We start from the raw sequence: 24,584 nt of genomic DNA, 5'->3' as shown, positions 1-24,584 counted from the left end.
TTACCCGAGCGAGCTGATGATCTCGCGGTAGGCGAATTCCGGGAACGCCTTCATCGTCCGCGTTTTGACATTGCCGCCCGACGACAACAGCAGCGCGAAGCGGGCGAGCACCGCATCGTCCGGGGCTTCGACGATGGCGACCATGTCGCATTCGCCCATGGTCAGATAGAACGACTTGAACGATCCGCCCATTTCTCCCAGCAGCTTCTTGGCGGCATCGAGCCGCTTCGGCGACTCCCGCACATTCTTGGCGCCCAGCTCGGTCCAGTTGATAAGCACGATGTAGGTTGTCATGGCACACCTCCCTCCGGCGCCACGGTGCGGGCGTCTGGCCGTTGATGGCCGACGCCGGGCGGGCATCCGGCTTGTCGCCCACAAATGCATCCGACCTCGGAATTATCCTCCTGTCGGGTAAAGCCGGCAAGGCGGCATGAGAGGCAGCCCGAAACGCAAAAAGGGCGCCGGAGGCGCCCTTTGGATCTTGGTATGTTTGCGTCCGCTCAGCTGTCGAGGAAGCTTCTCAGCTTACGGCTCCGGCTCGGATGCTTGAGCTTGCGCAGCGCCTTCGCCTCGATCTGGCGGATGCGCTCGCGGGTGACCGAGAACTGCTGGCCGACTTCTTCCAGCGTATGATCGGTGTTCATGCCGATGCCGAAACGCATGCGCAGCACGCGCTCCTCGCGCGGCGTCAGCGAGGCAAGCACGCGCGTCGTCGTCTCGCGCAGATTGGCCTGGATCGCCGCGTCGATCGGCAGGATCGCCATCTTGTCCTCGATGAAGTCGCCGAGATGCGAATCCTCCTCGTCGCCGACAGGCGTTTCGAGCGAGATCGGCTCCTTGGCGATCTTCAGCACCTTGCGCACTTTTTCCAGCGGCATGGCGAGCTTCTCGGCCAGTTCCTCCGGCGTCGGCTCGCGGCCGATCTCGTGCAGCATCTGGCGCGAGGTGCGCACGATCTTGTTGATCGTCTCGATCATGTGCACCGGAATGCGGATGGTGCGCGCCTGGTCGGCGATCGAGCGGGTGATGGCCTGCCGGATCCACCAGGTGGCGTAGGTCGAGAACTTGTAGCCGCGGCGGTACTCGAACTTGTCGACCGCCTTCATCAGGCCGATATTGCCTTCCTGGATCAGGTCGAGGAACTGCAGGCCGCGGTTGGTGTATTTCTTGGCGATGGAGATGACCAGGCGAAGGTTCGCCTCGACCATTTCCTTCTTGGCGATCGCCGCCTCGCGCTCGCCCTTCTGCACCTGGTTCACGATCTTGCGGAATTCCAGGATCGAGATCGCCGTTTCGGTGGCGAGGTTCTGGATCTCGGCGCGCAGCTCCTTGATCGCATCCTTCTCGTTCTTGGTGAACTCCTTCCAGCCGCGCGAGGTCAGGTTGGCGATCGAACGGGTCCAGTTGGGATCGAGCTCCGAGCCCTGATACTCCCTGAGGAATTCCTCACGGCGCACGCCATAGCTTTCGGCGAGGCGCAAAAGCTTGCCCTCGTTCTGCACCAGGCGCTTGTTGATGTCATAGAGCTGCTCGACCAGCGCCTCGATACGCGCGGCGTTGAGCGACAGCGACTTCACCGCCTTGATCAGCTGGTCTTTCAGCTCCTTCAGGCGGCGGTCCTGGCTGGGCGACAGCGTGCCGGCCGCGGCCAGGCGGTTCTCGACCTGCTGGTCCTGCAACTTGCGCAGCTTCTTGTAGGTGTCGGCGATGACGTCGAGTGTCTCCATCACCTGCGGACGCAGTTCCGCTTCCATCGCGGCCAGCGACAGGCTCGCCTCGTCCTCGTCGTCTTCCTCTTCCTCCAGCCCACGCGTGTCGCCGCCGACATTGGTGATGTCGTCTTCTTCCTCGCGCGCCGCCGCGCGACCGCGCGGCTTCTCTTCGGGCTTGGGCGCTTCCTCGACGCGTTCGACGACGGGCGCCTGCTTGGCCTCGGGGCCGGCATAGGTCGCCTCGAGGTCGATGATCTCGCGCAGCAGGATCTTCGATTCGTTGAGCTCGTCGCGCCAGATGATGATGGCCTGGAAGGTCAGCGGGCTTTCGCACAGACCCGCGATCATCGTTTCGCGGCCGGCCTCGATGCGCTTGGCGATCGCGATTTCGCCCTCGCGCGACAGCAGCTCGACCGAGCCCATCTCGCGCAGATACATGCGCACCGGGTCGTCGGTGCGATCGGTCGGCTCTTTCTTGGTGGTCGTGGCGGCAACCGCGGTGCCGGTCTGCTCGGCGAGCTCGTTGGCGTCTTCCTCGGCGTCGGCGGCCGGCTCGGCTTCGGTCTCCTCGCCCACCTCGTCGTCCTCGACGACGTTGATGCCCATGTCGCTGAGCATCGCATTGATATCTTCGATGCGGTCCGGATCCGTCTCTTCCGAGGGCAGCACCGCGTTGAGCTCGTCGAGCGTGACATAGCCGCGTTTCTTCGCGGCCTTGATCATCTTCTTGACAGCATCGTCGGAAAGGTCGAGCAGGGGGCCATCGGTGGCGCCTTCGCGTTCGGTCTCGACCTCTTCCTTTTCCTTTGTCGCCATTCTTTGTCGTCTCCAAGCGGCCGAATATCCAGGCCGCGTAAACTGCCGTACCGGTTATGCTGGACGCGCTCGCGCCAGAACGCTTTTCATCGGCCCAGCAACCGCGTCATCTCTTTTGTTTTGTGCATGTCGCTGTCCCAAACCGGTTTCCACTTTTGGGCGACATGCATTAAGTCCAGATTAACCCTGATATCTGGAGCGGGCACTCTGCCTGTCCAGTTGTCACCAGTGCCCTCACATCGCTCGAATTTCCCGCCGACGCCGGGGCATGGGTCAACGTTTCGAATCGACCTGATTCCGCCAATCTGCCAGAAGGTCAAGCGCCTCTGGCATGATTCGCATGAAAAAAGCGAATCAATTACCCGACTTAGAGGCGTCGATTCGACGCGCTGCGCATTTCCACTTCACGTCCAATGGAGGTGTTCGGCCCTAAACGCGGCCAACCCTGCCCGATAAAACGCCGAACCCTTCGATCAGCGCTTCCGTTGCCTGCACATCGTTGAATTGCGCTTGAATCTCGACCAGATGCCGGAAGTTTTCGTCCGAAGGGTCTGCATCGAGCGCCGCCTGCGCCTGTTTCAGCTCTCTATGTAATGTGCGGGCGCTGCGCTGCAAGTGCATCGCCTGGTTGAAGGCGTCGCGGGCATCGTCGAGCGCTGCGGTCTCCAGCGCCGGCCACTGCCGCGCGCGCTTGATCAGTTCCACCGCCCGCTCCCAGATGCCGCCGCACCCGGCGCGCTCGATGGTGGCGATGACCGCGCCGCGCTCGTCGGCCGCGTCATGCGCCATCGCGTCGAGGATGGCGGCATGGAGCTTCAGCAAATCCGAATTGGCAAGGTCGAGGAATTCGACATGCGCGAAATTCTCGTCGATCAGCGCCGGATGGTTGACCAGGGCCACGATGATCGTTGCCTCGCGCACCGACATCCCCTCGCCCCGCTTGACCAGCGCCGACTTGCCGAGGCTTTCGCTGATCGCGATGCGCCCGCCTCCGCCCTTGGCGAACTGTCCGCCGGGCGCCGGGGCCTTGCCCTGGCCGCGTTCGCTTGGTCGGCCGCTATCCTGACGGCCCTGCCGCGGGCCGCGCTGCGAGCCGAAGAAGCTCAGCTCCCGCTCGCGCATTTCCTGTTGGTAGTGATAGCGTGTGCTTTCGTCGCGTATGCGACTTGCGAGCTCACGCAGCCTCTTTCCCAGTTCCGCCCGACGCTCCGGCGTGTCGAAGACGCCGCCCGCGGTCTCGCGCATCCACAACAGGTCGACCAGTGGTCGCGCATCGGCAAGCACCGCGCGAAATGCGTCCGGCCCGTCGGCCTTGACCAAGTCGTCCGGATCCTTGCCTTCCGGCAGCAGCGCAAAGCGCGCCGAGCGCCCGGGCTGGACGGCCGGCAGCGCTAGGTCGGCGGCGCGCCAGGCCGCTTTCAGCCCGGCCTGGTCGCCGTCGAAGCAAAGCACAGGCTCGCCGGCCATGCGCCACAGAAGTTCGAGCTGGTTCTCGGTGAGCGCCGTGCCGAGCGGCGCCACGGCGTTCTCGAAGCCGGCCTGCGCCAGCGCGATCACGTCCATATAGCCTTCGACCGCGATCACCGTGCCGCCTTTGGCGAGAGCTTTGCGGGCGCGGGCGAAATTGTAGAGCACGTTGCCCTTGTGGAAGAGCTCGGTCTCCGGCGAGTTCATATATTTGGCCAGAGCATCGGGCGCCAGCGCCCGCCCGCCGAAGGCAATGATCTTGCCGCGCGAATCCGGGATCGGAAACATGATGCGGTCCCGGAACCAGTCATAGGAGACCGGGATGTCGTCGCCATGCCGCACCAGGCCGCAAGCCTCGATGTCGGCCTTCGGCACGCCCTTGGCAGCAAGATGTTCCTTGAGCGCATTGCGGCTGTCGGGCGCATAGCCCAGCCGGAAGGATTGCTGCGTCGCCGGCGTCAGGCCGCGGTCGCGCAGATAGGCGCGCGCCTTGGCGCCTTCCGCTCCCTGCAGCCTGTCCTGGAAAAAGGTGGTCGCCATCTCCATGACGTCGGTCAGGCTGGCGCGTTCCTTCTCGCGCCGCTCTTCCCGTTCATCGCGCACAGGCATCGGCACGCCGGCCATCTCGGCGATCTTCTCGACCGCTTCGGGAAAGCTCATGCCGTCGAGCTCGGTGAGGAACTTGAAGTGGTCACCCGAAACCGAGCAGCCGAAGCAGTGGTAGCGGCCCTTCTTGTCCTCGCAATGGAAGGACGGGCTTTTCTCGCCGTGGAACGGGCAACAGGCCCAGTAGTCGCCGCGCGACGCGTTGGTCTTCTTCCTGTCCCACGCGACGCGCGTGCCGATGACCTGCGAAATCGGCACGCGGTCGCGTATCTCGTCGAGGAAGGCGGGCGGAAAGCGCATCGGGGAAACTCGTTTGCCCTCCATATAATCAAGCCGCCCGGGCACGGCGACTCCGTCTGGCCCATCGTACCCGCTTTTCACAGACGAAAAGAAGGCGGCCGAGAAGCCGCCTTCTGAATTTCGGGATTGCCGTGGATTACTGCGCGGCGATCGCGCCGAAGATGATGCCGGAAAGGATGCTGACCAGCACATAGTCGTTGCCGACGCGGATCCACTCCTGGCCAGGGCCGGGGCGGCGCAGGCCATGGCGGTTCCAGTCGCGGACCGCCTGGTGACGCTTCCAGTTGGAATATCTCTGGCCGTTGCGCCAATGGCTGCGCTTTACCACCTTCTTCTTGACGATGACGCGCTTGTCGACATGCCTGCCGGGCTTCTGCCAGTCGACCTGCGTGTAGTTCGACTGCGGCGCGCTCGGCTGGGCGAGCGGTGCTGCCTGGCCGGAGAAGGCCGAGGCGGCCAGCATCGAGGCGGTGACGGCGGAAAGTATGAGACGCTTCATGGTCAGTACTCCTTGTTGTCGATAGGCAGAGGGATAGCCGCCAATGGATGAACCGAAACTGAACATGAAAATTACAATTCTGTAATGGTTTCCGATGCTTGCAGAGCCTGCTTCAACAAGGCTTTGGATCGCGCCGGTCGTGCCGTCCCGGCATCGCTTCATTCCGAGCGAAGGCGCAGCCGCCAGGCACATGCAACCAATGTTTCCGCCATTCATTTCCGACATGCGCCATCGAGCCGAGACTATCATCGCATCAGAAAAATCTATTATTCGGCTAATCTTAATTGGTATATTTCCACGCATTGAAATGATTGAGATTCGTCCTCCTCCACGCATTGCCGCAGCCACCCCCCGAGGTCGGCTGTGAGCGGCTCCGTCGTCCTCCTGCACCTTGCCGGGGCGGTGGCGCTGATGCTGTTCGCCACCCGCATGGTGAAGACAGGCGTCGAGCGCGTTTATGGCGACGTGCTGCGCCACCGGCTGCGCGCCACCATGCGCAATCCGGTCATGGCGGTGCTGGCCGGCTGTGGGCTTGCGATCGCGCTGCAGAGCTCGACCGCGGTGACGCTGCTGGTCGGCTCCTTCGCCGGCGCCGGCATCGTTTCGGGCGCCGCCGGGCAATTGGCAGTGCGCGGCGCCGAGATCGGTTCGGCGCTGGTGGTCAAGCTGCTCACCTTCGACCTGACGCTTTTGGTGCCGCTCTGCCTGATCGCGGGCACGGTCATGTTCATGGCCACCGAGCGGCGCGATTGGCGGCAGCTGGGCCGTATCCTGATCGGCGTCGGCCTGCTGATCCTGTCGCTGGAGATGATCGGTCAGGCGTCGGAACCGCTGCGCAACAGCCAGTTGATGCCGTTGATCATCAATTATTTCTCGGGCGATGCCATCACCACCTATCTCCTGGCCGCGCTGGTCACCTGGCTGTTCCAGTCGAGCATCGCCGCGGTCCTTTTGATGGCGACGCTGGCGGGTCGCGGGCTGATCACGCCGGAGCTCGGCGTGGTGCTGGTGCTTGGCGTCAACCTTGGCTCGTCGCTGATCGCGCCGATGCTGACGCGGTCGGCGCCGCCCGAGGTGCGCATCGTGCCGATAGGCAACCTTTTGATGCGCGGCCTCGGCTCGCTGATCATGCTGGTCCTGATCATGACCTTCAAGCCGGATGTCGCCTTCCTCGGCAAGACCGTACCGGATCAGATCGTCAATGCCCACATTTTGTTCAACGTGCTGATCCTGCTGGCCGGACTGCCGCTGGCCGGCCTCGTCTACCGCGCTTCCGAAAAGATCGTGGCGCTGGGCAGCAAGCCCCCGCCGGCCGCCGCGCTCGAGGTCGTCGAGCTGTCGGCACTGAACGAGAGCGCCCTCGATACGCCGAGCCAGGCGCTCGCCAATGCGACGCGTGAGGTGGTGCGGGTCTGCGAGACGGTCGAGATCATGCTGAAGCGCATCATCGAGCTCTACGAGGATGCCGACCCCGCCAAGATCAAGGCGCTTGCCGCGCTCGACGACCGCGTCGACAGGAAGCACGCCGCGATCAAGCTGTATCTCGCCAAGATCACCAGGAATCCGCTGACCGAGGACGAGGCATTGCGGTGCCAGGAGCTGATCGGCGCCTGCGTCAAGCTGGAGCAGGTCGGCGACATCATCGTGCGCAACATGCTGGTGCATGTCAGGAAGAAGCTGGAGCGCGGCCTGGAATTCACGCCGGAAGGCTGGCAGGAGCTTTGCGCCTTCCACTCCTCGGTGCTTGCCAACGCGCGGCTGGCTTTCAACGTCCTGGTCTCGCGCGATTCCGAAACCGCATGTCGGCTTGTGCTCGAGAAGGACCAGTTGCGCGAGCGCGAGAAGGAAACCAGCGCCAGCCATTTCGTGCGCCTGCGCCAAGGCACCGCCAAAAGCGTCGAGACGAGTTCGATCCACCTCGACACCATCCGCGACCTGAAGCAGATCAACTCGCTGCTTGCCTCGATCGCCTATCCGGTGCTCGAGGAGCGCGGCCTGCTTGGCGGCTCGCGGCTGAAGGCGAGCTAGAGCAATTCCAGGAAAAGTGTTAAGCGGTTTTCCGTCCGGAATTGCGCAAACAAAAGGCGGTTGGCCGATTTTGTGAAACGGGTCAACCGCAAACGGGACCCGTCGAAAAAATTAGTCTTTGCCCACTCTCGCTTCCGTCGGCTAAGGATCGTCCGAGGACCTGTTGGGAGGACGATTGGTCGATGGACACGCATTCGCGCAGTTTCGCCAAGGCGCTTTCATGGCGAGTCACCGGCACGATCGACACGATGATCATATCGCTGGTGGTCACCGGCAGCATCAAGCTCGCAGCCACGATCGGTCTCACCGAAGTCGTCACCAAGTCGCTGCTCTACTATCTGCACGAACGGGCCTGGCTGAAGATCCCGTATGGACGCAAAACGGCGGCGTAGTCGCGGCGACAGGCCGGTTCTGATCGGTCCAGTCAAGAAAAGCTAAAGCGCCATCGTCAATTTTTGCATTGCCGCGCCCGCCCGAGCGTGGTTTGAGGCGTGCATTCCTCGCCTGTGTTTTGAACCATGCTGCCGCTGATTGCCCTTTTCCTTGCCGCCTTCGCCTTCGGCACCACCGAATTCGTCATCGCCGGCGTGCTGCCCGAGGTGGCGCAGGGCCTCGGCGTTTCGGTGCCGACCGCAGGCTATCTCGTCTCCGGCTATGCCTGCGGCATTGCCATCGGCGGCCCGCTGCTGGCTTTGGCCACCGGCAAGGTCTCGCGCAAGACGCTGCTGATCGGGCTGACGATCGCTTTCACCCTTGGTCAGGCGGCCTGCGCGCTGGCGCCCGATTTCACCTCGATGCTTCTGCTGCGTATCGCGACCGCCGTGGCGCATGGCTGCTATTTCGGCGTCGCCATGGTGGTCGCCGTCAGCCTGGTGCGCGAGGACCAGCGCGGCCGGGCGGTCGCAGTCATCCTCTCCGGGCTGACGGTCTCCAATGTCATCGGCGTGCCGGCGGGAACGGCGATCGGCAGCCTGTGGGGTTGGCGCGCGACCTTTTGGGTGATGGGTGTGCTGGGCATCATCGCGATCGTCGCCATGCTGGCGCTGCTGCCGCGAACGGCGGGCGCCGCCAATCGGCCAGTCGGCCTGGCGCGCGAAGTTCGTGTGCTCGGCCGCCAGCAGGTCTGGACCTCGCTGATCCTGATGCTGATGCTGATGATCGGCCAGTTTGCGCTGTTCACCTACATCACGCCGATGCTGCTCGAAGTGACAGGCCTCGACGAAAGCCTGATCCCCTTTGTGCTTTTGCTCAACGGCGTCGGCGCCACGATCGGCGTTCTGGTCGGCGGCAAGCTCGCCGACTGGAAGCTGATGCCGTCGCTCATCGTCATGCTTGCCCTGCAGGCGGTGGCGCTGGGCGCCATCCACCTTGTCAGCCCCTATCCGGTGCCGATGATCGCGGCCATCGTCATCTGGGGCGGTCTCAACTTCGCCATCGGCGCGCCGATCCAGACGCGCATCCTCGCCTGGACGGCCGATGCCTCCAACCTCGCCTCCTCGCTGATCCCGTCCGGCTTCAATGTCGGCATCGCGCTGGCCGCCTCGCTGGGCGCGGCGATGCTCAATGCCGGCTACGGCTATCGCAGCCTGCCGCTGGCAGGGGCCCTGGCCATGTTGGTGGCGGTAGTGGTGGCTGTCGCCTCGCAGGCCTGGGAGTGGCGCAGCCGCGCGACCCCGCCGCTGCCGGCGGCGGCCGAATAGCAGGCTTTCGCTTGCCTTAGACTTTTGGCCGCGAAGGGCCCGCAGTTCCCGAAAGAATGGAAGCCAGGCCTTGAAGGCCTTCCGTCAACCGTTCCCGATTGGGGGTGGCGCCCAGCGCCAGGCGAAAGCCGTTGGGAAACTCCTGCCCGACGGCGAACTCGTCCGCGGGGCTGATGGCTAGCCCTCGGCGGCGAGCGGTGCCGGCGAGCTCTTCCGAGCGCAGTTGGCTCTCCAGCGGATACCATAGATGCAAGCCGGACTCCGATGCCACAAAACCCTTGGGCAGGATGTCGCGCGCGATCTCTTGCCTGGCCTGCGCTTCGGTGCGCACGGCGGCGGTGATTTCCCCGGCAAGACCGCTGCGCAGCCACTCGCAGGCGAGGCCCGTCATCAGCGGCGGCGCCATCATCGTCGTGCCGCGTATCGCTGCCGCGACCCGCTCCGCGGCTTGCTGATCGGGCACCGCCAGGAAGGCCGTGCGCAGGAAAGGTGAGATGCATTTCGCCAATGTCGCGACATGGAAGGTCCGCTCCGGCGCCAGGTTCAGAAAGGCCGGTGGCGGTGCGGCGAGCAACCTTCTGTAGGGATCGTCCTCGATGATGGTCAGCTCGAGTTTTTCGGCCATGCGGGCGAGTTCGCGCCGCCGGCCTTCGGGCATGACGGATGCGGTCGGATTTTGAAGCGTCGGATTGAGGTAGAGAATGCGCGCGCCATGCCGGCGCGTCGCCTCTTCGAGATCGTCCGGTCGCATGCCGTCACCATCGTTTGCGACAGCGGCGAGCTTGCGGCGCGCGGCCTCGGCCAGCGCGATCAGCCCGGGGTAGGTCAGCGCATCGGCGAGGATCGTGTCGCCCTCGCGAGTCTGAGACAGCACGATGGCCGTGAGCAGCGCCTGCGCGCCCGAGCCGACAACGACCCTGTCGGCCGGCAGCCTGTTCCCCGTTTCGGCAAGCCATGACGAGCCGACGGCGCGCTCCACGGGCGAGCCCGGACCGGGATGGTAGGCAAGCAGCGCTTCCGCGCTGGAGCGCTTGAGCAGCCCCTCGATGCCCGTCCTGATCAAGGCCGGCAGGTTGAGGCCGGCCGGCGCCGGCGGCATGTTCATGCTGAGATCGAGGACAGGCTCTTCCGGCTCGCCCGGCGTGACGAAGGTGCCCCGTCCCGCGTTTGCGTCGATAAGGTTCCTGCGCCTGGCTTCGGAAAACGCCCGCGTGACCGTTGTGAGATCGACCCGCAGCAGTCGTGCGAGTTCCCGCTGCGGCGGCAATCTGTCGCCGGGCTGCAACCGGCCGTTCGAGCGGGCACCCGCAAGGGCGTCGACGATCTTCAGATAGACCGGTCGCGGCCCTGCCTCCAGAACCGGGAGCCAGCTGATGTCGCGTTCGCCCGTCACGTATCGCCAATCCATACATTTTGTCGCATTGTATGCATACAAGTATGATATATGTATGCATCCGAGACCTCAAGGCCCGCACAGGCCCTCACGCGAGGTCTATTGGAGCGATCATGGAAGATCTTGCGCATTATCCACGTCTGGTACCTTGGCAGGTAGGAATCCGGGGTCGTTGCCCGCGTTGCGGCGAGGGCCACCTGTTCGAGGGATTCTTGAAACTGGCTCCGAAATGCGACGTCTGCGGGCTCGACTATTCCTTTGCCGATCCAGCCGACGGCCCGGCCTTCTTCGTCATCTGCTTTGCCTGTGTGCCTTCGGTGCTGTTCGCCGTCTGGGCGCAGGTGGCTTTCGAGCCCTCCATGTGGTTCCACGCCTTCGTTTCGATCCCGATCGTTCTTGCGACCTGCATCCCGCCGCTCAGGCCGCTCAAAGGCTGGCTCGTCGCAAGCCAGTTCTACCACAAGGCGGAAGAAGGAAGGCTGGCCAGGCCCGGCGAGTAACCTTCAAAGGTCGATGCGGAACTTGAGGCTCTCCGCGCCGCCATAGGCGGCGTCCTCGAAGAAGCGGCCGACGAGCTTGCCGCCATTGGCTGTGATGACCTTGTGCGAAGCCGGATTGCCCGGCTTCGCGGTGATCTCGACATGGTCGAGCCCGACCGCCCTCGCCTCGTCGAGCATCAGCCGCAACGCTTCGGTGGCATAGCCTCGGCTCCGCTTCCACGGCACAACCGCATAGCCGATATGGCCAAGCACATGCGAGGGCAGCGCCGACGTGCCCTTCTGCCAGCGAAAACCGATCGAACCGGCGGCCTCGCCATCCCAGATCCAGCGCCGGAAGCCCGGCAGGCGCGGCACGGTTGTGCCGTCAGGCAAGGTGATGGGCGGCCCCTTCGCTTCGGGGTCGTCAAGGCCGGCGAGAAAGGCGACGGGGTCTTTCTCGATCGCCTCGAGCTGCTCGCGCGTCGCTTCGAGCAACCGCACATTGTCGGGCGACCACCCGCGCTCCAGCGCCGCCTTGTAGGAAGGCAAATGTTCGAGCGCGGGTTTGACGATCTCGATCATGGTTCGCTTCCCTGTCAAGACCCGGCATAGCCGCGCCACGGATCGTCCTCAAGTCGCCTGAAACCGGATTTCGCCCTTGTTCAGGAAACAGGCCTTGTCGAACAGCGACATGTCGAGCGGGTTCGGCAGCCGGATATCGCCGATATCCGGGAACGGTCTCCCAGAGGAATCATAGGACCTGTCGACCTGCGAGATGAAGACCAGCACCAGTCCCCGTTCCCGGGCAAACGACCTCAAGGCGCGGATCTGGACCATGAGCTCGGGATTCTCCCGCTTCTGGTCGAGCAGTTGCAGATAGTCGATGACCGCCAGCGTGCCGCGCGGCGCCGACCGCAACCTCTCGACGATGTAACTGGCGCTTATGGCGTCGGAATTGTCGAAATCGAACAGATGATTGAAATCGGCCGGGTCGATCCCGATGTCGCGGAAACGGTCGAGGATGTCGGGATGCATGTACTCCAGGGTGAAGAACACGGCGCGACTGCCTTGCTTCATGGCCGCCACGGCGAGCTCGAGGCTCATCAGCGTCTTGCCCAGGCCTGGCCGCGCCGCCACGAGAACCATGTCGCCGGGGATCAGCCGCGCCAATAGGGCGCTGGCTGGCGCAGCCTCGGCGGCTTTGGCCGCAAGCAGGCTCCAGTTGGCAAAGCCTTCCTTGACGGCAACGCGGTCGAGCGCCTGATGGAGCGGAACATTTTCCCGGCGGGACAGGAGCCTCGCCTGGCGCTTCAGATGATAGACGGGTGCGGAAAGCCGCATCGAAAAACCTCCTGCCGCGAGCAGTCTCGACAACCCCTCCTTATGCCTGGCGCTCGAACAGTTGGTTGGATGTGAATTGCCCTGCATGAACGATGCTTCCCGATGGAGGGAGGAGGCGTGGGCGCGCCGGAATCAGATCATAGCTCAATCGAAGCGGTCCGGAAATCCGACTTCCAAAAGGCGTCGCTAAACTAGAAGTGTTTCGCCGATGGATGCGAGATCTTCTATGATCGACCTGGGTGATTCACGGGTACGAGACAACGCTTCGACAGGAGGGGCAAAACGGTGGGGTTGAGATCTGTTCCGCTGGGCGCGGCCATCTTTTGTGTTGTCGCGATCCTCGCCGCCTTGACGGCGTCCGTCAGCTCGTTCGCGGCGTTGCGGCCGTCGACCGTTCCCGACTGGCTGCAGCGCCATGTCGGCGACGGCGAGGGCCAGATTTCGCAGGTCGTTCTGGAGCGGGCGCGCGCGCTCTACCAGAAGAAGGTCAGCGATGGTTCGGTTGGCAACCCCTGCTACTTCGCCATGGATGCCACGCGTCCCGGGGATTTGGGCAATAGCGTGCTGGGCCAGCGCTACTACATCATCTGTGAAAGCAAGCAGCTCTTCCGCGCGGTTTCCTCGGGCCATGGCGGCGGCCGCAACCTGAAAGGCGTTGCCGATTTCTCCAACGGCAGGCGTTGCGCGAAGAACTTCGGCAACGCGATGGACTCGGCGCTGACGGCCGGCGGCGCCTATATGACCGCCGAGACCAAGACGTCCTTCAAGGGGTATTACCGTGTCGGCGCGCAGAACGCGGTGTTCATGCGCAGCTTCATCCAGTTCGACGGCGAAGGCGAAGCGGCGAACGCCAGGCAGCGCGTGATCGGCGGCCATCCGGCTGCCTTGCTCAGGGGCATGTGCATGCGCAAAGACCCGAACAGCTCATACGCCGACCATGACGGCCTTGTTCCGTTCGGCAAGCTGGTGAACTATGCCGGGGGCCGCAGCAATGGCTGCACCAGTTGGTCGCCCGCTGACGCCGAGCAGATCATCCCGCTGGTGAAGAACAAACCGACGACGCTCTACATCTATCCGGAATCGCGCGACATCGCCGCCGTCGCCCGGGCAAAGGCCGCAGGCCAATCGCTGTCAGGCGCGGGCCTCTATTGGAACGCCTCCTGCCTGAGCGAGATCGGCTCGCCGAAATTCTGGCCCAGGAAGACGCTGGAGCCGATCATCGCGCAGTACAAGAAGGATCATCCGGCACCGCCGCCGCAGCCGATACCGATGTGCAAGGATTAGCGAAGCCGCACCTACTGCAGCAGCCCCTTGATGATGGCGCTGGCCTTGGCGAAGTCCATCTGGCCGGCATACTTCTGCTTCAGCGCGCCGATCACCTTGCCCATGTCCTTTTGGCTGGCGGCACCCGTCGCCGCGATCGCTTCGCGCGCCGCAGCCTGGATTGCCGCGTCATCGAGCTGCGTCGGCAGGAACGCGCGGATGATTTCCATCTCGCCGCGCTCCTGCGTCGCCAGTTCCGGCCGCTTGCCGTCTTCGAAGGCCTTGGCCGATTCCTCGCGCTGCTTCACCATCTTGGCGAGGATTTGCAGGATCTCTTCCTCGCTCGCCGGCGGCTTGCCGGCGCCGCGATTGGCGATGTCGCGATCGTGGATAGCGGCCTGGATCAGCCGCAGCGTCGGCAAGCGGTGCTTGTCCTGCGCCTTCATCGCGCTCTTCATGGATTCGGCGATTTTCTCGCGCATCGTGCTTCTCCTTCGAATGCGGCGGACAATAGCTTTGCCGAACGGCCAACGCAAATCGCGGCAAGATGCTGATATTGCTGGACGAAAGCAAATCGGCCGTGGTCCGGGGGCGCCGCATTGACCGCTCCGGCACGTTCGCCTATGTACTCGGTCCTGCATGAGACAATGAGTTGACGCGTGAGAGCCGGGAAATCCAGCTTCGCGCCTTGCCGCGCAAATGGTCCCGCCGACCGATTGCCGCGCCTGACAGGAGTGCCGCCATGGCCACCACCACCGCCCCCTGGGCAACCGAAAAGCCGACCGCCCTTCTGGTCCTCGCCGACGGCACGGTGATCGAAGGCCGCGGCCTTGGCGCCACGGGATCGGCCGTTGCGGAAGTGTGCTTCAACACCGCGCTGACCGGCTATGAAGAAATCCTCACCGATCCGTCTTACGCCGGCCAGATCGTGACCTTCACCTTCCCGCATATCGGCAACGTCGGCACCAATGACGAGGATATCGAGGATTTGCATCCAGCCGCCCGCGCGGGCGCTGTCGGCGCCATCTTCAAGGCCAACGTCACCGACCCCTCGAACTATCGCGCCGCCGGCGATCTCGACCAGTGGCTGAAGCGGCGCGGCATCGTCGCGCTGTCCGGCATCGACACCCGCGCGCTGACCGTGCTGATCCGCGAGAAGGGCATGCCCAATGCCGTCATCGCGCATGCGCCCGACGGCGTCTTCGACATCGAGGACCTGAAGCGGCAGGCCGCGGCCTGGTCGGGCCTGATCGGCCTCGATCTCGCCAAGGAGGTCACGTCGGGCCAGTCTTCGGTCTGGCGCGAGACGCCCTGGATCTGGAATGAAGGCTATGGTGAGCGGGGCGAGCCTTCCATGCACGTCGTGGCCGTCGACTACGGCGTCAAGCGCAACATCCTGCGCCTGCTTGCAGGTCTCGGCGCCAAGGTCACCGTCGTGCCGGCCAAGACCGGTGCCGAGGAGATCCTGGCCATGCGGCCGGACGGCATCTTCCTGTCGAATGGCCCCGGCGATCCGGAAGCGACCGGCGAATATGCCGTGCCGGTGATCCAGAGCCTCTTGAAGACCGACATACCGGTATTCGGCATCTGCCTCGGCCATCAGATGCTGGCGCTGGCGCTGGGCGGCAGGACCGAGAAGATGCACCAGGGCCACCACGGCGCCAACCATCCGGTCAAGGACCACACCACCGGCAAGGTCGAGATCGTCTCGATGAACCACGGTTTCGCCGTCGACGCGGACTCGCTGCCCGATGGCGTCGAGGAAACCCATGTCTCGCTCTTCGACGGCTCGAACTGCGGTATCGCGCTGACCGGCCGGCCTGTGTTCTCGGTTCAGCATCATCCCGAGGCCTCGCCCGGCCCGCAGGATTCACATTACCTCTTCCGCCGCTTCGTAAACCTCATCCGCGAGCGGCGCGGCGAGGAAGCGCTGGCCGAACGCGCGTAACGACCTGCGCAGGAAGTCGCCATTTGCAGACCGGCCTCACCTGAATACCGACACGCCTCAGGCTGGATCGGTCACCGCTTCCTGTGTGTGCATGCGCTCGACTTCCTTCGGCGTCGGCTTGGCCACTTTCGTCACGAAGACGACGACCGCCGACGTCAGGAAGATCGCGCCCAGCACATAGGGCGCGCCGCCGAACACGACCGGCGCCGTCGGGCTCGTGAACCAGGAAAAGATCGCCGTGTAGAGCAGCGGCGTGATGATCGAGGTGATCGAGAAGATCGAGGTCATCGCGCCCTGCAATTCGCCCTGCGCCGAGGGCGGCACCTTGGCGGCGGCGAGGCTTCTGAGCGGCGGATCGGCCAGCGCTTCCAGGCAGCCGGCCACGATCACCGCATAGATCATCCAGCCTTGCGTCGAAAACGCATAGCCGAAGGCGCTGAGCGCGGTGAAGGTCAGCCCGATAGCCGCCGTCCTCCACTCGCCGAGCCTGGGAATGATCCGCGGCAGCACCGTCGCCATGATGATTGCGCCGCAAAGGCCGAAGGCGCCGAGCGAAAAGCCGATCTGCTGCTGGCTCCAGCCATAGCGATAAGTGGAGACGAACGACCAGACCGCCGGATACATCATATGCCCGAGCGTCATCAGGAAGAACACCAGCCCGATCCAGCCGATGCCTGGATAATTGCGCATCTGCATGAGCGTGCCGACCGGATTGGCACGCTTCCACTCGAAACGGCGACGATGCTTTTCATCCAGCGTCTCCGGCAGCAGGAACATCGCGATCAGGAAATTCACGAAGGCGAGTGCTGCGGCGAAATAGAACGGCACGCGCGGCCCGAACGTGCCGAGCAGCCCGCCCAGCACCGGGCCGATGACGAAGCCGACGCCGAAGGCGATGCCGAGCAGGCCGAAATTCTTCGCCCGGTTCTCGTCGTTCGAGATATCGGCGATGAAGGCCGATGTCGTCGAATAGCTGGCGCCGGAAATGCCCGCGAGCACGCGGCCGATGAACAGCATAGGAAAGGACCAGGCGATGGCGCAGATCAGGTTGTCGATGGAAAAGGTCAGCACCGACGCAAGCAGGATCGGCCGTCGTCCGAAGCGGTCGCTCAAGCCGCCGATGATCGGCGCGAAGACGAACTGCATCGCCGCATAGACGAAGAACAGCCAGCCGCCCTCGATCGCGGCCTCGCTGACGCTGACGCCGCTCAGTTCCTCCAGATAGGCCGGCAGCACCGGCATGATGATGCCGAAGCCGATGATGTCGAGCAGCAGCGTCGTGAAAACGAGCGCAAGGCCCCGCTTGGCGGTCTTCGGGTCGATCATGGTGACAAGCTCCTCATCCGCCTTGGGGCAAGGGGGGACCTTATAGGCGAGGTTAGCGGCGGGAACAATCCGCGAACGAAGGCAAACGTCTTATGCTGACATCCCTTGCCAGCCGCCTTCGGTCGTTGGTCGTCACCCGAAAGAAGCGGCAGCGCCGCCTCAGATCGGACCGCTCATCGTGTTGCAGTCGGACAGCTTGCCGCTCTTGTAGCCGCGCGCCAGCCATGTCTGCCGCTGCTGCGAGGTGCCATGATTGAAGCTTTCCGGCACGACATAGCCCTGCATCTTCTTCTGCAGCGTGTCGTCGCCGATCTGCTTGGCGGCATTCAGCGCGCTTTCGATGTCGCCCTGCTCCAATATACCTTTTTGTGCGGTGTAATGGGCCCATACGCCGGCGAAGCAGTCGGCCTGAAGCTCGATGCGCACCGAGAGCTGGTTGGCGTCGGCCTCGCTCATGCCTTGGCGCATCTGGTTGAACTTGCTCATGATGCCGGTGAGGTTCTGCACATGGTGACCGATCTCATGCGCCACCACATAGGCACGCGCGAACTCGCCGGCAGCGCCGAACTGCTGGTCGAGCTGCTGGAAGAAGGTCATGTCGAGATAGACCTTGTGATCGCCAGGGCAATAGAACGGCCCGGCCGCCGCCGAGGCGAAACCGCAGGCCGAACGGACCTGGCCGCTGAACAGCACCAGCTTGGGATCCTCATAGGTCAGGCCCTGGGACTTGAAAATGCCGGTCCAGGTGTCTTCGGTTTCCGCCAGCACCGTCGCGACGAACTGCTTCATCTCGTCATTGGCGGGCGCGCCGCCATTGTCCTGCGAGTCGCTGTTGTCGGTGATCTGGCCGCCGCCACCCGGGAGCAACCCGCCGTCGCCGCCACCCAGGATCTGCGATGGATCAAAACCGAAATACCATCCCGCGAGCACGACCAGGATGACCAGGAGAATGCTGCCGCCGCCACCGGTACGGCCGCCGATGGGAAGTCGGAACTGACCGCCGCCGCCCAATCCGCCGCCGCTGTCGCTACGGTCATCCTCGATGTTGTCGCTCTGACGACGGCCTCTCCAAAGCATGGCAATTCCTCGCAACGCGAATGTCCTGGAGGGACTGGCCCACGACCACCCCCTGCAGACAATTATCGCAACGGCTGGCCTAAGTCACAGAATTTTTCGCTCCCGCCAAATGCCGGACGCGCCGGAAAATCTCAATCGGGCAAGCAAAGCCCACCGACCATAAACCGGCTAAAAGCCTCAGCTTTTCTGCTTGGCGCCGGCGCTCTTGCCGTCCGAACTTTTCGAACGTTCCTCGAAACGCGCCGCGCCCTTCTTCAGCGGATGGCCGGTCTCGGCCTCGGTCTTGCGCTCGTCCTTGGTGGCCGCCTGCCGCAATCCCCTGGCTGCCTGCTTCCCTTTAGCGGTCGGTGCCTGTTCGACGCCCATTGCTTCCTCCCTAAGCGCGACAATCGCGCGATGTGGGAAAGTAATGCGGCGGAGATGCGTCGGTTCCGCTTCAACACGCCCGGACGCACCGCAGGTCTATGCTTGGCGGTGCGTCATCGCCCGGCGGAAAGCTTCCAGCGTCTCGGCGCTGACATGGTGCTCGATGCCCTCGGCGTCGATGCGCGCCGTCTCGGCGCTGACGCCGAGAGAGCGCAGGAAGGCCTCCACCGTCTGGTGGCGGATACGGCTTTCCTCGGCGACCTTGCGGCCGGCTTCGGTCAAGAACACGCCGCGATAGGGCTTTCGCGAGACCAATCCGTCGGCGCACAGCCTGGTCAGCATTTTTGCCACCGTCGGCTGCGCGACGCCGAGCCTTGCCGCGATATCCACCTGCCGCGCTTCGTTGCCGTCCTCGATCAGGTCGGCGATCAGCTCGACATAGTCCTCGACCAGCGCGCCGCGGCGCGCTTCGCGCATCTGCCGGAAACCCTCCGAATGGATTTCGGCATCGGGAAGCGGCTCCTCGCGTCGAACTGGTTTGTTCCTAAGCGCCAATACGCGCTCCTCCTTGAATCGGGGTCGTATTCATAACACGAACCCCTGATGGTCCGGCCGTTTATTTGCATTCCCGCGCGGGCGCAACCAGCGTTTGCGGTCGCCCGCGTCCAGGCCTGCTCTGGCACATCACGAAAGCATGATCAATGAAATATAGCCTATTGCATAATGTTGAGCCATGGCATAGATAAGAGGCACCTTCGACACATTCCAGCGGAAATCCCCATGTCCGACGCCGATGCAGCAACCGTAGCCCGACCCGCATGGCGATTCGACAAGTCCGACGAAGAGCAGCCAAGCCTGCGCGAGGTGAACGCCTCGATCGCGGTGCCACAGACTGGAGCCTGGTTCCGCCGCCTGTTCGCCTTCATGGGACCGGGCTACATGATCTCCGTCGGCTATATGGATCCGGGCAACTGGGCGACCGACCTCGCCGGCGGCGCCCAGTTCGGCTACACGCTGCTCTTCATCATCATGCTGTCGAACCTGATGGCGATCCTGTTGCAGGCGCTGTCCGCCCGCCTTGGCATCGCCACCGGGCGCGACCTCGCCCAGGCCTGCCGCGCCTACTATCCGCGCCCCGTCAATTTCGTGCTCTGGATCGCCTGCGAGCTGGCGATCATCGCCTGCGACCTCGCCGAGGTGATCGGCACGGCGATCGCGCTGCAGCTTCTGTTCGGCATTCCGCTGATCGGCGGCGCCATGCTGACCGCGCTCGACGCCTTCCTGGTGCTTCTTTTGATGAACAAGGGCTTCCGCTATCTCGAAGCCTTCGTCATCGCGCTCCTGATCATCATCTTCGGCTGCTTTGCCATCCAGATCTTCGTCGCCGCGCCGCCGGCCGGCACGATCCTGCATTCGATGTTCGTGCCGTCACCCGAGATCGTCACCAATCCGACGATGCTCTATATCGCCATCGGCATCATCGGCGCGACGGTCATGCCGCACAATCTCTACCTGCATTCCTCGATCGTGCAGACCCGCGCCTATGAGCGAACCGATGCAGGCAAGCGCGACGCCATCAAATGGGCGACGACGGATTCGACCATCGCGCTGATCCTGGCGCTGTTCGTCAACGCCTCGATCCTGATCGTCGCCGCGGTCGCCTTCCACGACACCGGGCATCAGGACGTCGCCGAGATCGGCCAGGCCTTCGAGCTGCTGTCGCCACTGCTGGGCCTGAGCATCGCCTCGATCCTGTTTGCCATCGCGCTGCTGGCTTCTGGCCTCAATTCGACCGTCACCGCGACGCTTGCCGGCCAGATCGTGATGGAAGGTTTTCTGCGGCTGCGCATCCCGCAATGGGCTCGGCGCCTCCTGACGCGCGGCATCGCCATCGTCCCGGTCGTGGTCGTCACCGCGCTCTACGGCGAAAAGGGCACAGCTCAATTGCTGGTCTTCAGTCAGGTGGTGCTGTCGATGCAACTGCCCTTCGCCGTCATCCCGCTGGTGCAGTTCGTGTCGGACAAGAAGAAGATGGGCAGTTTCGCCATACCGCGCGCCGTCGCGGCGCTGGCATGGGTCGTTGCCGCCGTCATCCTCGTTCTTAACTTCAAGCTGCTCTACGACACCATCGCCGGCTGACCGAGACATTCGCGCCGGCCGCGCTATCTTCGCGCTATGGCCGAACCGGACGAAGCCCGCAGATTCTACGCCAGGCTGATGGCCGCGCAGGCCCGGTCGTCCGATCCGCGCATCGAGGAGGTATTCGCCTCGGTGCCGCGCGAGGCCTTCCTGGGCCCGGGACCATGGACTGTTTTTGCTGGCGAAGGCCGGTTCGAGACGCCGAGCGCCGATCCGACCTATATCTACCAGAACGTGCTTGTCGTGCTCGATGCCGACAAAGGCATCAACAACGGCGAGCCGCTTCTGCACGCCATGTGGCTCGGCAAGGTCGAGCCGAAGCCGGGCGAGCACGTCACCCATATCGGCGCCGGCACCGGTTACTATACTGCGCTGCTGGCGAGGTTGGTCGAGCCGGGCGGCCGCGTCACCGCCTTCGAGCTGGAGGCTGGTCTCGCCGCGCGCGCCAAAGCGAACCTTGCGGCTTACGACAACGTCGAAATTGTCCAGGCCGACGCCGTCGCCAATCCATTGCCGCCGTCCGACGTCATCTATGTCAATGCCGGCGTCGTCGCTCCGCCGGCCGCATGGCTGAAAGCGTTGAAGCCCGGCGGCCGCATGATCTTTCCGTGGCGCCCGTCCGAAACCGTCGGCCTCGCGGTCCTCATAACACGCCTGGAAAACGGCTTCGCCTGCCGACCGTTCATGGGCTCCTGGTTTATCCCTTGCGTCGGCGCCTCCATTGCCGGGCCGGCCGCGAAAATACCGACCCGCGAGCGCGCCGCGCGCACCCGCTCGATCTGGCTGAGGGAGGACAAGGCGCCGGACCGGACGGCAACCGCCGTGTTCGGCGACGTCTGGTTCTCTTCTCGCACGGACCGCGCCGAGAGCACGCGATAGAAATTTTAGAACCCTTGTCGAAAACGCGCCTTGCCGTTCGTCCTAGGAGCAATTCCAGGAAAAGTGCGAAGCGGTTTTCCGTCAGGAATTGCATCAAACCACTCTAGGCAGAAATCCGGCCCTGACGGCGCGGATCGTGAGACGGAGAAGACAGATGCGCAAGATCATCGCCGCCACATTCGTTAGCCTCGACGGCGTCATGCAGGCGCCCGGCGGGCCGGAAGAGGATCCGGTCGGCGGCTTCAAGTTCGGCGGCTGGACCTTCCATTACTTCGACGAAGTGGGGGGCGCGGCAATGGAGGAGCTGTTCTCCAAACCCTTCGCCTTGCTGCTCGGCCGCAGAACCTACGACATCTTCGCCGCGCATTGGCCGTATCAGAACGATCCGATCGCGGATGTTTTCAATCCCGCGGTCAAATATGTGGCCACACACCGGCCGGATTCGCTGACCTGGCAGAACACCCAGTCGCTCGGGCCCGATATCGTTGCCAGGCTTAAGGAACTCAAGCAGGAAGACGGACCTGACCTGCTCATCCAGGGATCGGGCAATCTGATCCAGACCTTGCTCGCCAACGGGCTGATCGACGAGATCCGGCTGATGATCTTCCCCCTGGTGCTGGGCAAGGGCAAGCGGCTGTTCGGCGACAGCGCGATGCCGGCGGCGTTCAAGCTCGTCAAATCGCAGACCTCCACCACCGGCGTCATCATAGCGACCTATGAGCGCGCGGGCGAAATCCGCACGGGCTCGTTTGCTCAACAGGAGCCTTCCAAAGCCGAACTCGAACGGCGCAGGAACTGGAAGTAGCACAAGGCTGTCGCGCGGCGGCCGGGCCCGCCGCGTATTCGCTTTATGAAGCCTCTCTTCGCAACGACGACTGAACGGTCAGGAGCCGCCGATGATCCCCACCATTACCGCCTTTGAACGCTCGCCCGATGGCGGCAGGGGACTGGCGCGCGACATGCACGTGCGCTGGGCGCTCGAGGAAGTCGGCCAGCCTTATGACGTTCGTCTTGTTTCGTTCGACGCGATGAAGCGACCCGAGCATCTTGCGATCAACCCGTTCGGCAAGATCCCGACCTATGAAGAAGGCGATCTCGCTCTGTTCGAGTCAGGCGCGATCGTCCTTCACATCGCGGTTCGTCACCCCGGCCTGATGCCCGAGGATGCAAACGCGCGGGCGCGCACGATCGCCTGGATGTTCGCAGCCTTCAGCACCGTGGAGCAACCGATCCTCGATCGCACGACAGCCGTGATCCTGGAGCGCGACGCGGCGTGGCACGACCAGCGTCTGCCTTTGGTCGACGACCGGATCCGCAAGCGGCTGGCCGAGCTCTCCCGCCATCTCGGCGATAGCGAGTGGCTCGACGGCGCGTTCAGCGCCGGCGACCTCGTCATGGTGGGCGTGCTGCGCCGGCTGCAGAGATCGGGTTTGCTGAACGAATTCCCGAACGTTGCCGCCTATGTCGCCCGCGGCGAGGCTCGGCCCGCCTTCAAGCGCGCTTTCGATGCGCAATTGGCGGTCGCCATGGCTGCGTCGAACGGCTGACCGGGCGCCTAGAGCAATTCCAGGAAAGTGTGAGCGGTTTTCCGTCCGGAATTGCGTAGAAACAAAGAGATAGAGCGGTTCGCTGTTTCCGTGAAACGGTGAAACGCTCTGGCCGTTCACGCTGCCTGGCGATAGCGTGAAAGGCCCTCGCGGATATGGCTGGCAAAAGCCTGGGCGGCCGGTTGGGTGGCATGTTTGGGCACATACAGGTTGACGGAGAAATTCGGCAGCGCCGGAAGCCCGGCATCGGACAGGATGTCGAGATCGGCCGGAACCGTCGAGGCAAGCCAGGAGGTCACCGCGAGGTCCGACCGCACAGTGGCGGTCGTCGCATCGATGTTGCCGTTCTCGAACACGGTGCGCCAGTCGAGCCCGTGCTCGGCAAGCGCTGCCAGCACCGCCGGCCGGAAGGCGCAGGTGTCGGCGACGATGGAAACCGGCAGCGGCCGTTTCAGGCGTGCCGCCCCGCCTTTGGCGCCGACCCATACCAGCCGGTCGACGAGCAGGCATTCGCCGGTGGTGGGACCGACGCGCTCCTCGATGACGGCAAGGTCGATCGTGCCCGCCGCCAGGGCCGCCGCGAGTTCCGGCGAGGACGCGCAGACCAGCGAAATCTCCACCTGCGGATAGGCTTCGGCATAGGCCTTCAGCGCGGGCGCGAGCAGCGTGCCGACGAGATCATAAGGCACGCCGATCCGCACCTGCCCGGCAACCGCCCTGCCCCTGATCTCGGCAAGGATCTCGTCGTTGAGCTGCAGCAGGCGCCTGGCCCTGTCGAGCAGCCGCTCGCCGGATCGCGTCAGCTTGAGGCCGCGGCGATCACGCTCGAACAAGCTCTGACCGAGCACCTCTTCAAGCCGCTTGACCTGCTGGCTGACGGCGCCTTGCGTCAGGTGAAGCGCATTGGCCGCCGCCGTCATGCTGGCCTTGTCGGCCGTCGCGACGAAGGTACGGATGAGGGTCGTGTCGAGGTCGCGGATCATGGCTGACATTATACTTCCTAATGCAAACCATATCAAACATTGCATTTACTGATGCAACGAAGCGCCTAAGCATGCCGGCTCCTTCGACTGGAAAGCCCGCATGTCCGACACCATCATCCCGCTGGTCCTGTTCGCGCTGATCTCGACCTCGACGCCAGGCATCGCCACGACATTGTCGACGGCGTCCGGCGCGCAATTCGGCTTCCGCCGTTCCGTGCCTTTGATGGCCGGCAGCGCCGCCGGTTTGGCTACCGTGGCGGCTGCGGGCGCTGCCGGGCTGGCCGGTCTGCTCGCCGCGGTGCCGTCTTTGCAGCTTGCCATGAAGATCGCCGGCTCGCTCTATCTGATCTGGCTGGCCATCAAGATCGGCCGCAGCGGTCCCCCCAACCTCGACATCAGCATGGCCAGGCCGAACAGCTTCTTCGGCGGCGCCGGCATCCAGTGGATGAACCCGAAAGGTTGGGCGATGGGACTGGGCGCGGCCGCATCCTTCGCGGCGCTGGCCGATGGTCCCTTGCAACTGGCGCTCCTGCTCGGCGCCGTGTTCGGCTTGGCAGCGGCCTTTTCGCTGTCGCTGTGGTGCGTGGCGGGAACCCTGCTTGCCCGACTGCTGACGACCGAACGCCAGTGGCGCGCGCTCAACATCGTGCTCGGCCTGCTGCTGGCCGCCTCGATCTTGCAGATGTGGCGGCCAGCTTAAAAGGAGATCAGACGA

The 24,584-nt window shown here is 64.0% G+C and carries 24 protein-coding genes; 11 read left to right on the top strand and 13 right to left on the bottom strand.

The genetic code is table 11. The features are described 5' to 3' along the window. The 4 genes from FJ957_RS02555 to FJ957_RS02540 form a co-directional block, all read right to left on the bottom strand. The gene (locus FJ957_RS02555) at positions 1-294 is read right to left on the bottom strand and encodes a GYD domain-containing protein (protein ID WP_140640672.1); all 294 of its coding nucleotides are present in this window, start codon (positions 292-294) and stop codon (positions 1-3) included. Between the two features lie 206 nt (positions 295-500). Next, positions 501-2,528, bottom strand: coding sequence for an RNA polymerase sigma factor RpoD (rpoD, locus tag FJ957_RS02550; protein ID WP_140640674.1), 2,028 nt, complete (start codon positions 2,526-2,528; stop codon positions 501-503). A gap of 429 nt (positions 2,529-2,957) precedes the next feature. Beyond that, complete coding sequence (gene dnaG, locus FJ957_RS02545; RefSeq protein ID WP_140828128.1) at positions 2,958-4,901, bottom strand: DNA primase; 1,944 nt, start codon at positions 4,899-4,901, stop codon at positions 2,958-2,960. Positions 4,902-5,037: 136 nt separating this feature from the next. After that, complete coding sequence (locus FJ957_RS02540) at positions 5,038-5,400, bottom strand: RcnB family protein (protein WP_140703764.1); 363 nt, start codon at positions 5,398-5,400, stop codon at positions 5,038-5,040. 363 nt (positions 5,401-5,763) lie between these two features. On the opposite strand from FJ957_RS02540, the gene FJ957_RS02535 reads away from it, so the two are divergent. The 3 genes from FJ957_RS02535 (at position 5,764) to FJ957_RS02525 (ending at position 9,128) form a co-directional block, all read left to right on the top strand. Further along, positions 5,764-7,428, top strand: coding sequence for a Na/Pi cotransporter family protein (locus tag FJ957_RS02535; protein ID WP_140828126.1), 1,665 nt, complete (start codon positions 5,764-5,766; stop codon positions 7,426-7,428). A 182-nt stretch (positions 7,429-7,610) separates the two neighbouring features. Continuing rightward, positions 7,611-7,820: a DUF2061 domain-containing protein gene (locus FJ957_RS02530; RefSeq protein ID WP_140640682.1), complete on the top strand. Its 210-nt coding sequence runs from the start codon at positions 7,611-7,613 to the stop codon at positions 7,818-7,820. Positions 7,821-7,946: 126 nt separating this feature from the next. Then, positions 7,947-9,128 carry an MFS transporter gene (locus tag FJ957_RS02525; protein WP_140828124.1) on the top strand — a complete coding sequence of 394 codons (1,182 nt, stop codon included), beginning with the start codon at positions 7,947-7,949 and terminating at the stop codon, positions 9,126-9,128. A 16-nt stretch (positions 9,129-9,144) separates the two neighbouring features. Here the strand turns inward: FJ957_RS02525 and FJ957_RS02520 are convergent, their stop codons facing one another. Then, complete coding sequence (locus FJ957_RS02520) at positions 9,145-10,521, bottom strand: PLP-dependent aminotransferase family protein (RefSeq protein WP_181180473.1); 1,377 nt, start codon at positions 10,519-10,521, stop codon at positions 9,145-9,147. 113 nt (positions 10,522-10,634) lie between these two features. On the opposite strand from FJ957_RS02520, the gene FJ957_RS02515 reads away from it, so the two are divergent. Continuing rightward, positions 10,635-11,021, top strand: coding sequence for a DUF983 domain-containing protein (locus tag FJ957_RS02515; RefSeq protein WP_140828112.1), 387 nt, complete (start codon positions 10,635-10,637; stop codon positions 11,019-11,021). A gap of 3 nt (positions 11,022-11,024) precedes the next feature. Here the strand turns inward: FJ957_RS02515 and FJ957_RS02510 are convergent, their stop codons facing one another. Then, the gene (locus FJ957_RS02510; protein ID WP_140828110.1) at positions 11,025-11,582 is read right to left on the bottom strand and encodes a GNAT family N-acetyltransferase; all 558 of its coding nucleotides are present in this window, start codon (positions 11,580-11,582) and stop codon (positions 11,025-11,027) included. A 48-nt stretch (positions 11,583-11,630) separates the two neighbouring features. After that, positions 11,631-12,341 (bottom strand): DNA helicase, encoded by a 711-nt coding sequence (locus FJ957_RS02505; protein WP_140828108.1) that lies wholly within the window; start codon positions 12,339-12,341, stop codon positions 11,631-11,633. A gap of 285 nt (positions 12,342-12,626) precedes the next feature. On the opposite strand from FJ957_RS02505, the gene FJ957_RS02500 reads away from it, so the two are divergent. Continuing rightward, positions 12,627-13,625, top strand: coding sequence for a hypothetical protein (locus FJ957_RS02500; RefSeq protein WP_140828106.1), 999 nt, complete (start codon positions 12,627-12,629; stop codon positions 13,623-13,625). A gap of 11 nt (positions 13,626-13,636) precedes the next feature. On the opposite strand, the gene FJ957_RS02495 is transcribed toward FJ957_RS02500, so the two are convergent. Next, the gene (locus FJ957_RS02495) at positions 13,637-14,086 is read right to left on the bottom strand and encodes a GatB/YqeY domain-containing protein (RefSeq protein ID WP_140828104.1); all 450 of its coding nucleotides are present in this window, start codon (positions 14,084-14,086) and stop codon (positions 13,637-13,639) included. A 260-nt stretch (positions 14,087-14,346) separates the two neighbouring features. Here FJ957_RS02495 and carA point away from each other — a divergent pair, with 260 nt between their 5' ends. Beyond that, on the top strand, positions 14,347-15,552 hold the full coding sequence (gene carA / locus FJ957_RS02490; RefSeq protein ID WP_140828102.1) for a glutamine-hydrolyzing carbamoyl-phosphate synthase small subunit: 1,206 nt from the start codon (positions 14,347-14,349) through the stop codon (positions 15,550-15,552). 57 nt (positions 15,553-15,609) lie between these two features. On the opposite strand, the gene FJ957_RS02485 is transcribed toward carA, so the two are convergent. The 4 genes from FJ957_RS02485 to mntR all read right to left on the bottom strand — a co-directional run bounded on the left by FJ957_RS02485 (position 15,610) and on the right by mntR (position 18,876). Continuing rightward, positions 15,610-16,878 (bottom strand): TCR/Tet family MFS transporter, encoded by a 1,269-nt coding sequence (locus FJ957_RS02485; protein WP_140828101.1) that lies wholly within the window; start codon positions 16,876-16,878, stop codon positions 15,610-15,612. Between the two features lie 159 nt (positions 16,879-17,037). Further along, a complete protein-coding gene (locus FJ957_RS02480; protein WP_140828099.1) occupies positions 17,038-17,955 on the bottom strand; it encodes a neutral zinc metallopeptidase in 918 nt (305 codons plus the stop codon). A gap of 177 nt (positions 17,956-18,132) precedes the next feature. Then, entirely contained in the window at positions 18,133-18,321 is a 189-nt protein-coding gene (locus tag FJ957_RS02475) for a hypothetical protein (protein ID WP_140828097.1), read from the bottom strand. Between the two features lie 96 nt (positions 18,322-18,417). Then, the gene (mntR, locus tag FJ957_RS02470) at positions 18,418-18,876 is read right to left on the bottom strand and encodes a manganese-binding transcriptional regulator MntR (RefSeq protein WP_140828095.1); all 459 of its coding nucleotides are present in this window, start codon (positions 18,874-18,876) and stop codon (positions 18,418-18,420) included. A gap of 225 nt (positions 18,877-19,101) precedes the next feature. On the opposite strand from mntR, the gene FJ957_RS02465 reads away from it, so the two are divergent. The 4 genes from FJ957_RS02465 to FJ957_RS02450 all read left to right on the top strand — a co-directional run bounded on the left by FJ957_RS02465 (position 19,102) and on the right by FJ957_RS02450 (position 22,886). Continuing rightward, the gene (locus tag FJ957_RS02465; RefSeq protein ID WP_140828093.1) at positions 19,102-20,460 is read left to right on the top strand and encodes an Nramp family divalent metal transporter; all 1,359 of its coding nucleotides are present in this window, start codon (positions 19,102-19,104) and stop codon (positions 20,458-20,460) included. 36 nt (positions 20,461-20,496) lie between these two features. Then, positions 20,497-21,339, top strand: a complete 843-nt coding sequence (locus tag FJ957_RS02460) for a methyltransferase domain-containing protein (protein WP_140828088.1) — start codon at positions 20,497-20,499, stop codon at positions 21,337-21,339. A 154-nt stretch (positions 21,340-21,493) separates the two neighbouring features. Next, positions 21,494-22,144 (top strand): dihydrofolate reductase family protein, encoded by a 651-nt coding sequence (locus FJ957_RS02455; protein WP_140828086.1) that lies wholly within the window; start codon positions 21,494-21,496, stop codon positions 22,142-22,144. A 91-nt stretch (positions 22,145-22,235) separates the two neighbouring features. Beyond that, positions 22,236-22,886, top strand: coding sequence for a glutathione S-transferase family protein (locus FJ957_RS02450; protein ID WP_140828084.1), 651 nt, complete (start codon positions 22,236-22,238; stop codon positions 22,884-22,886). Positions 22,887-23,002: 116 nt separating this feature from the next. Here the strand turns inward: FJ957_RS02450 and FJ957_RS02445 are convergent, their stop codons facing one another. Continuing rightward, positions 23,003-23,869, bottom strand: a complete 867-nt coding sequence (locus FJ957_RS02445; protein WP_140829486.1) for a LysR substrate-binding domain-containing protein — start codon at positions 23,867-23,869, stop codon at positions 23,003-23,005. 100 nt (positions 23,870-23,969) lie between these two features. On the opposite strand from FJ957_RS02445, the gene FJ957_RS02440 reads away from it, so the two are divergent. Continuing rightward, entirely contained in the window at positions 23,970-24,569 is a 600-nt protein-coding gene (locus FJ957_RS02440) for a LysE family translocator (protein ID WP_140782296.1), read from the top strand. Positions 24,570-24,584: the final 15 nt, after the last annotated feature.

Source organism: Mesorhizobium sp. B2-4-6 (assembly GCF_006442775.1).
GTDB lineage: Bacteria > Pseudomonadota > Alphaproteobacteria > Rhizobiales > Rhizobiaceae > Mesorhizobium.
Note: the sequence above shows the minus strand (reverse complement) of the source record. Positions and strands in the feature narration are given on the sequence as shown.

What these genes read in the sequence shown, in the direction of transcription:
- carA (WP_140828102.1), top strand. Translation starts at nt 14,347, where the DNA reads ATGGCCACCACCACCGCCCCCTGGGCAACCGAAAAGCCGACCGCCCTT.
- FJ957_RS02465 (WP_140828093.1), top strand. Translation starts at nt 19,102, where the DNA reads ATGTCCGACGCCGATGCAGCAACCGTAGCCCGACCCGCATGGCGATTC.
- FJ957_RS02475 (WP_140828097.1), bottom strand. Translation starts at nt 18,321, where the DNA reads ATGGGCGTCGAACAGGCACCGACCGCTAAAGGGAAGCAGGCAGCCAGG.
- FJ957_RS02540 (WP_140703764.1), bottom strand. Translation starts at nt 5,400, where the DNA reads ATGAAGCGTCTCATACTTTCCGCCGTCACCGCCTCGATGCTGGCCGCC.
- FJ957_RS02480 (WP_140828099.1), bottom strand. Translation starts at nt 17,955, where the DNA reads ATGCTTTGGAGAGGCCGTCGTCAGAGCGACAACATCGAGGATGACCGT.
- FJ957_RS02505 (WP_140828108.1), bottom strand. Translation starts at nt 12,341, where the DNA reads ATGCGGCTTTCCGCACCCGTCTATCATCTGAAGCGCCAGGCGAGGCTC.
- FJ957_RS02460 (WP_140828088.1), top strand. Translation starts at nt 20,497, where the DNA reads ATGGCCGAACCGGACGAAGCCCGCAGATTCTACGCCAGGCTGATGGCC.
- FJ957_RS02440 (WP_140782296.1), top strand. Translation starts at nt 23,970, where the DNA reads ATGTCCGACACCATCATCCCGCTGGTCCTGTTCGCGCTGATCTCGACC.
- FJ957_RS02515 (WP_140828112.1), top strand. Translation starts at nt 10,635, where the DNA reads ATGGAAGATCTTGCGCATTATCCACGTCTGGTACCTTGGCAGGTAGGA.
- FJ957_RS02530 (WP_140640682.1), top strand. Translation starts at nt 7,611, where the DNA reads ATGGACACGCATTCGCGCAGTTTCGCCAAGGCGCTTTCATGGCGAGTC.
- FJ957_RS02525 (WP_140828124.1), top strand. Translation starts at nt 7,947, where the DNA reads ATGCTGCCGCTGATTGCCCTTTTCCTTGCCGCCTTCGCCTTCGGCACC.
- rpoD (WP_140640674.1), bottom strand. Translation starts at nt 2,528, where the DNA reads ATGGCGACAAAGGAAAAGGAAGAGGTCGAGACCGAACGCGAAGGCGCC.
- FJ957_RS02450 (WP_140828084.1), top strand. Translation starts at nt 22,236, where the DNA reads ATGATCCCCACCATTACCGCCTTTGAACGCTCGCCCGATGGCGGCAGG.
- dnaG (WP_140828128.1), bottom strand. Translation starts at nt 4,901, where the DNA reads ATGCGCTTTCCGCCCGCCTTCCTCGACGAGATACGCGACCGCGTGCCG.
- FJ957_RS02445 (WP_140829486.1), bottom strand. Translation starts at nt 23,869, where the DNA reads ATGATCCGCGACCTCGACACGACCCTCATCCGTACCTTCGTCGCGACG.
- FJ957_RS02555 (WP_140640672.1), bottom strand. Translation starts at nt 294, where the DNA reads ATGACAACCTACATCGTGCTTATCAACTGGACCGAGCTGGGCGCCAAG.
- FJ957_RS02455 (WP_140828086.1), top strand. Translation starts at nt 21,494, where the DNA reads ATGCGCAAGATCATCGCCGCCACATTCGTTAGCCTCGACGGCGTCATG.
- FJ957_RS02510 (WP_140828110.1), bottom strand. Translation starts at nt 11,582, where the DNA reads ATGATCGAGATCGTCAAACCCGCGCTCGAACATTTGCCTTCCTACAAG.
- FJ957_RS02495 (WP_140828104.1), bottom strand. Translation starts at nt 14,086, where the DNA reads ATGCGCGAGAAAATCGCCGAATCCATGAAGAGCGCGATGAAGGCGCAG.
- FJ957_RS02485 (WP_140828101.1), bottom strand. Translation starts at nt 16,878, where the DNA reads ATGATCGACCCGAAGACCGCCAAGCGGGGCCTTGCGCTCGTTTTCACG.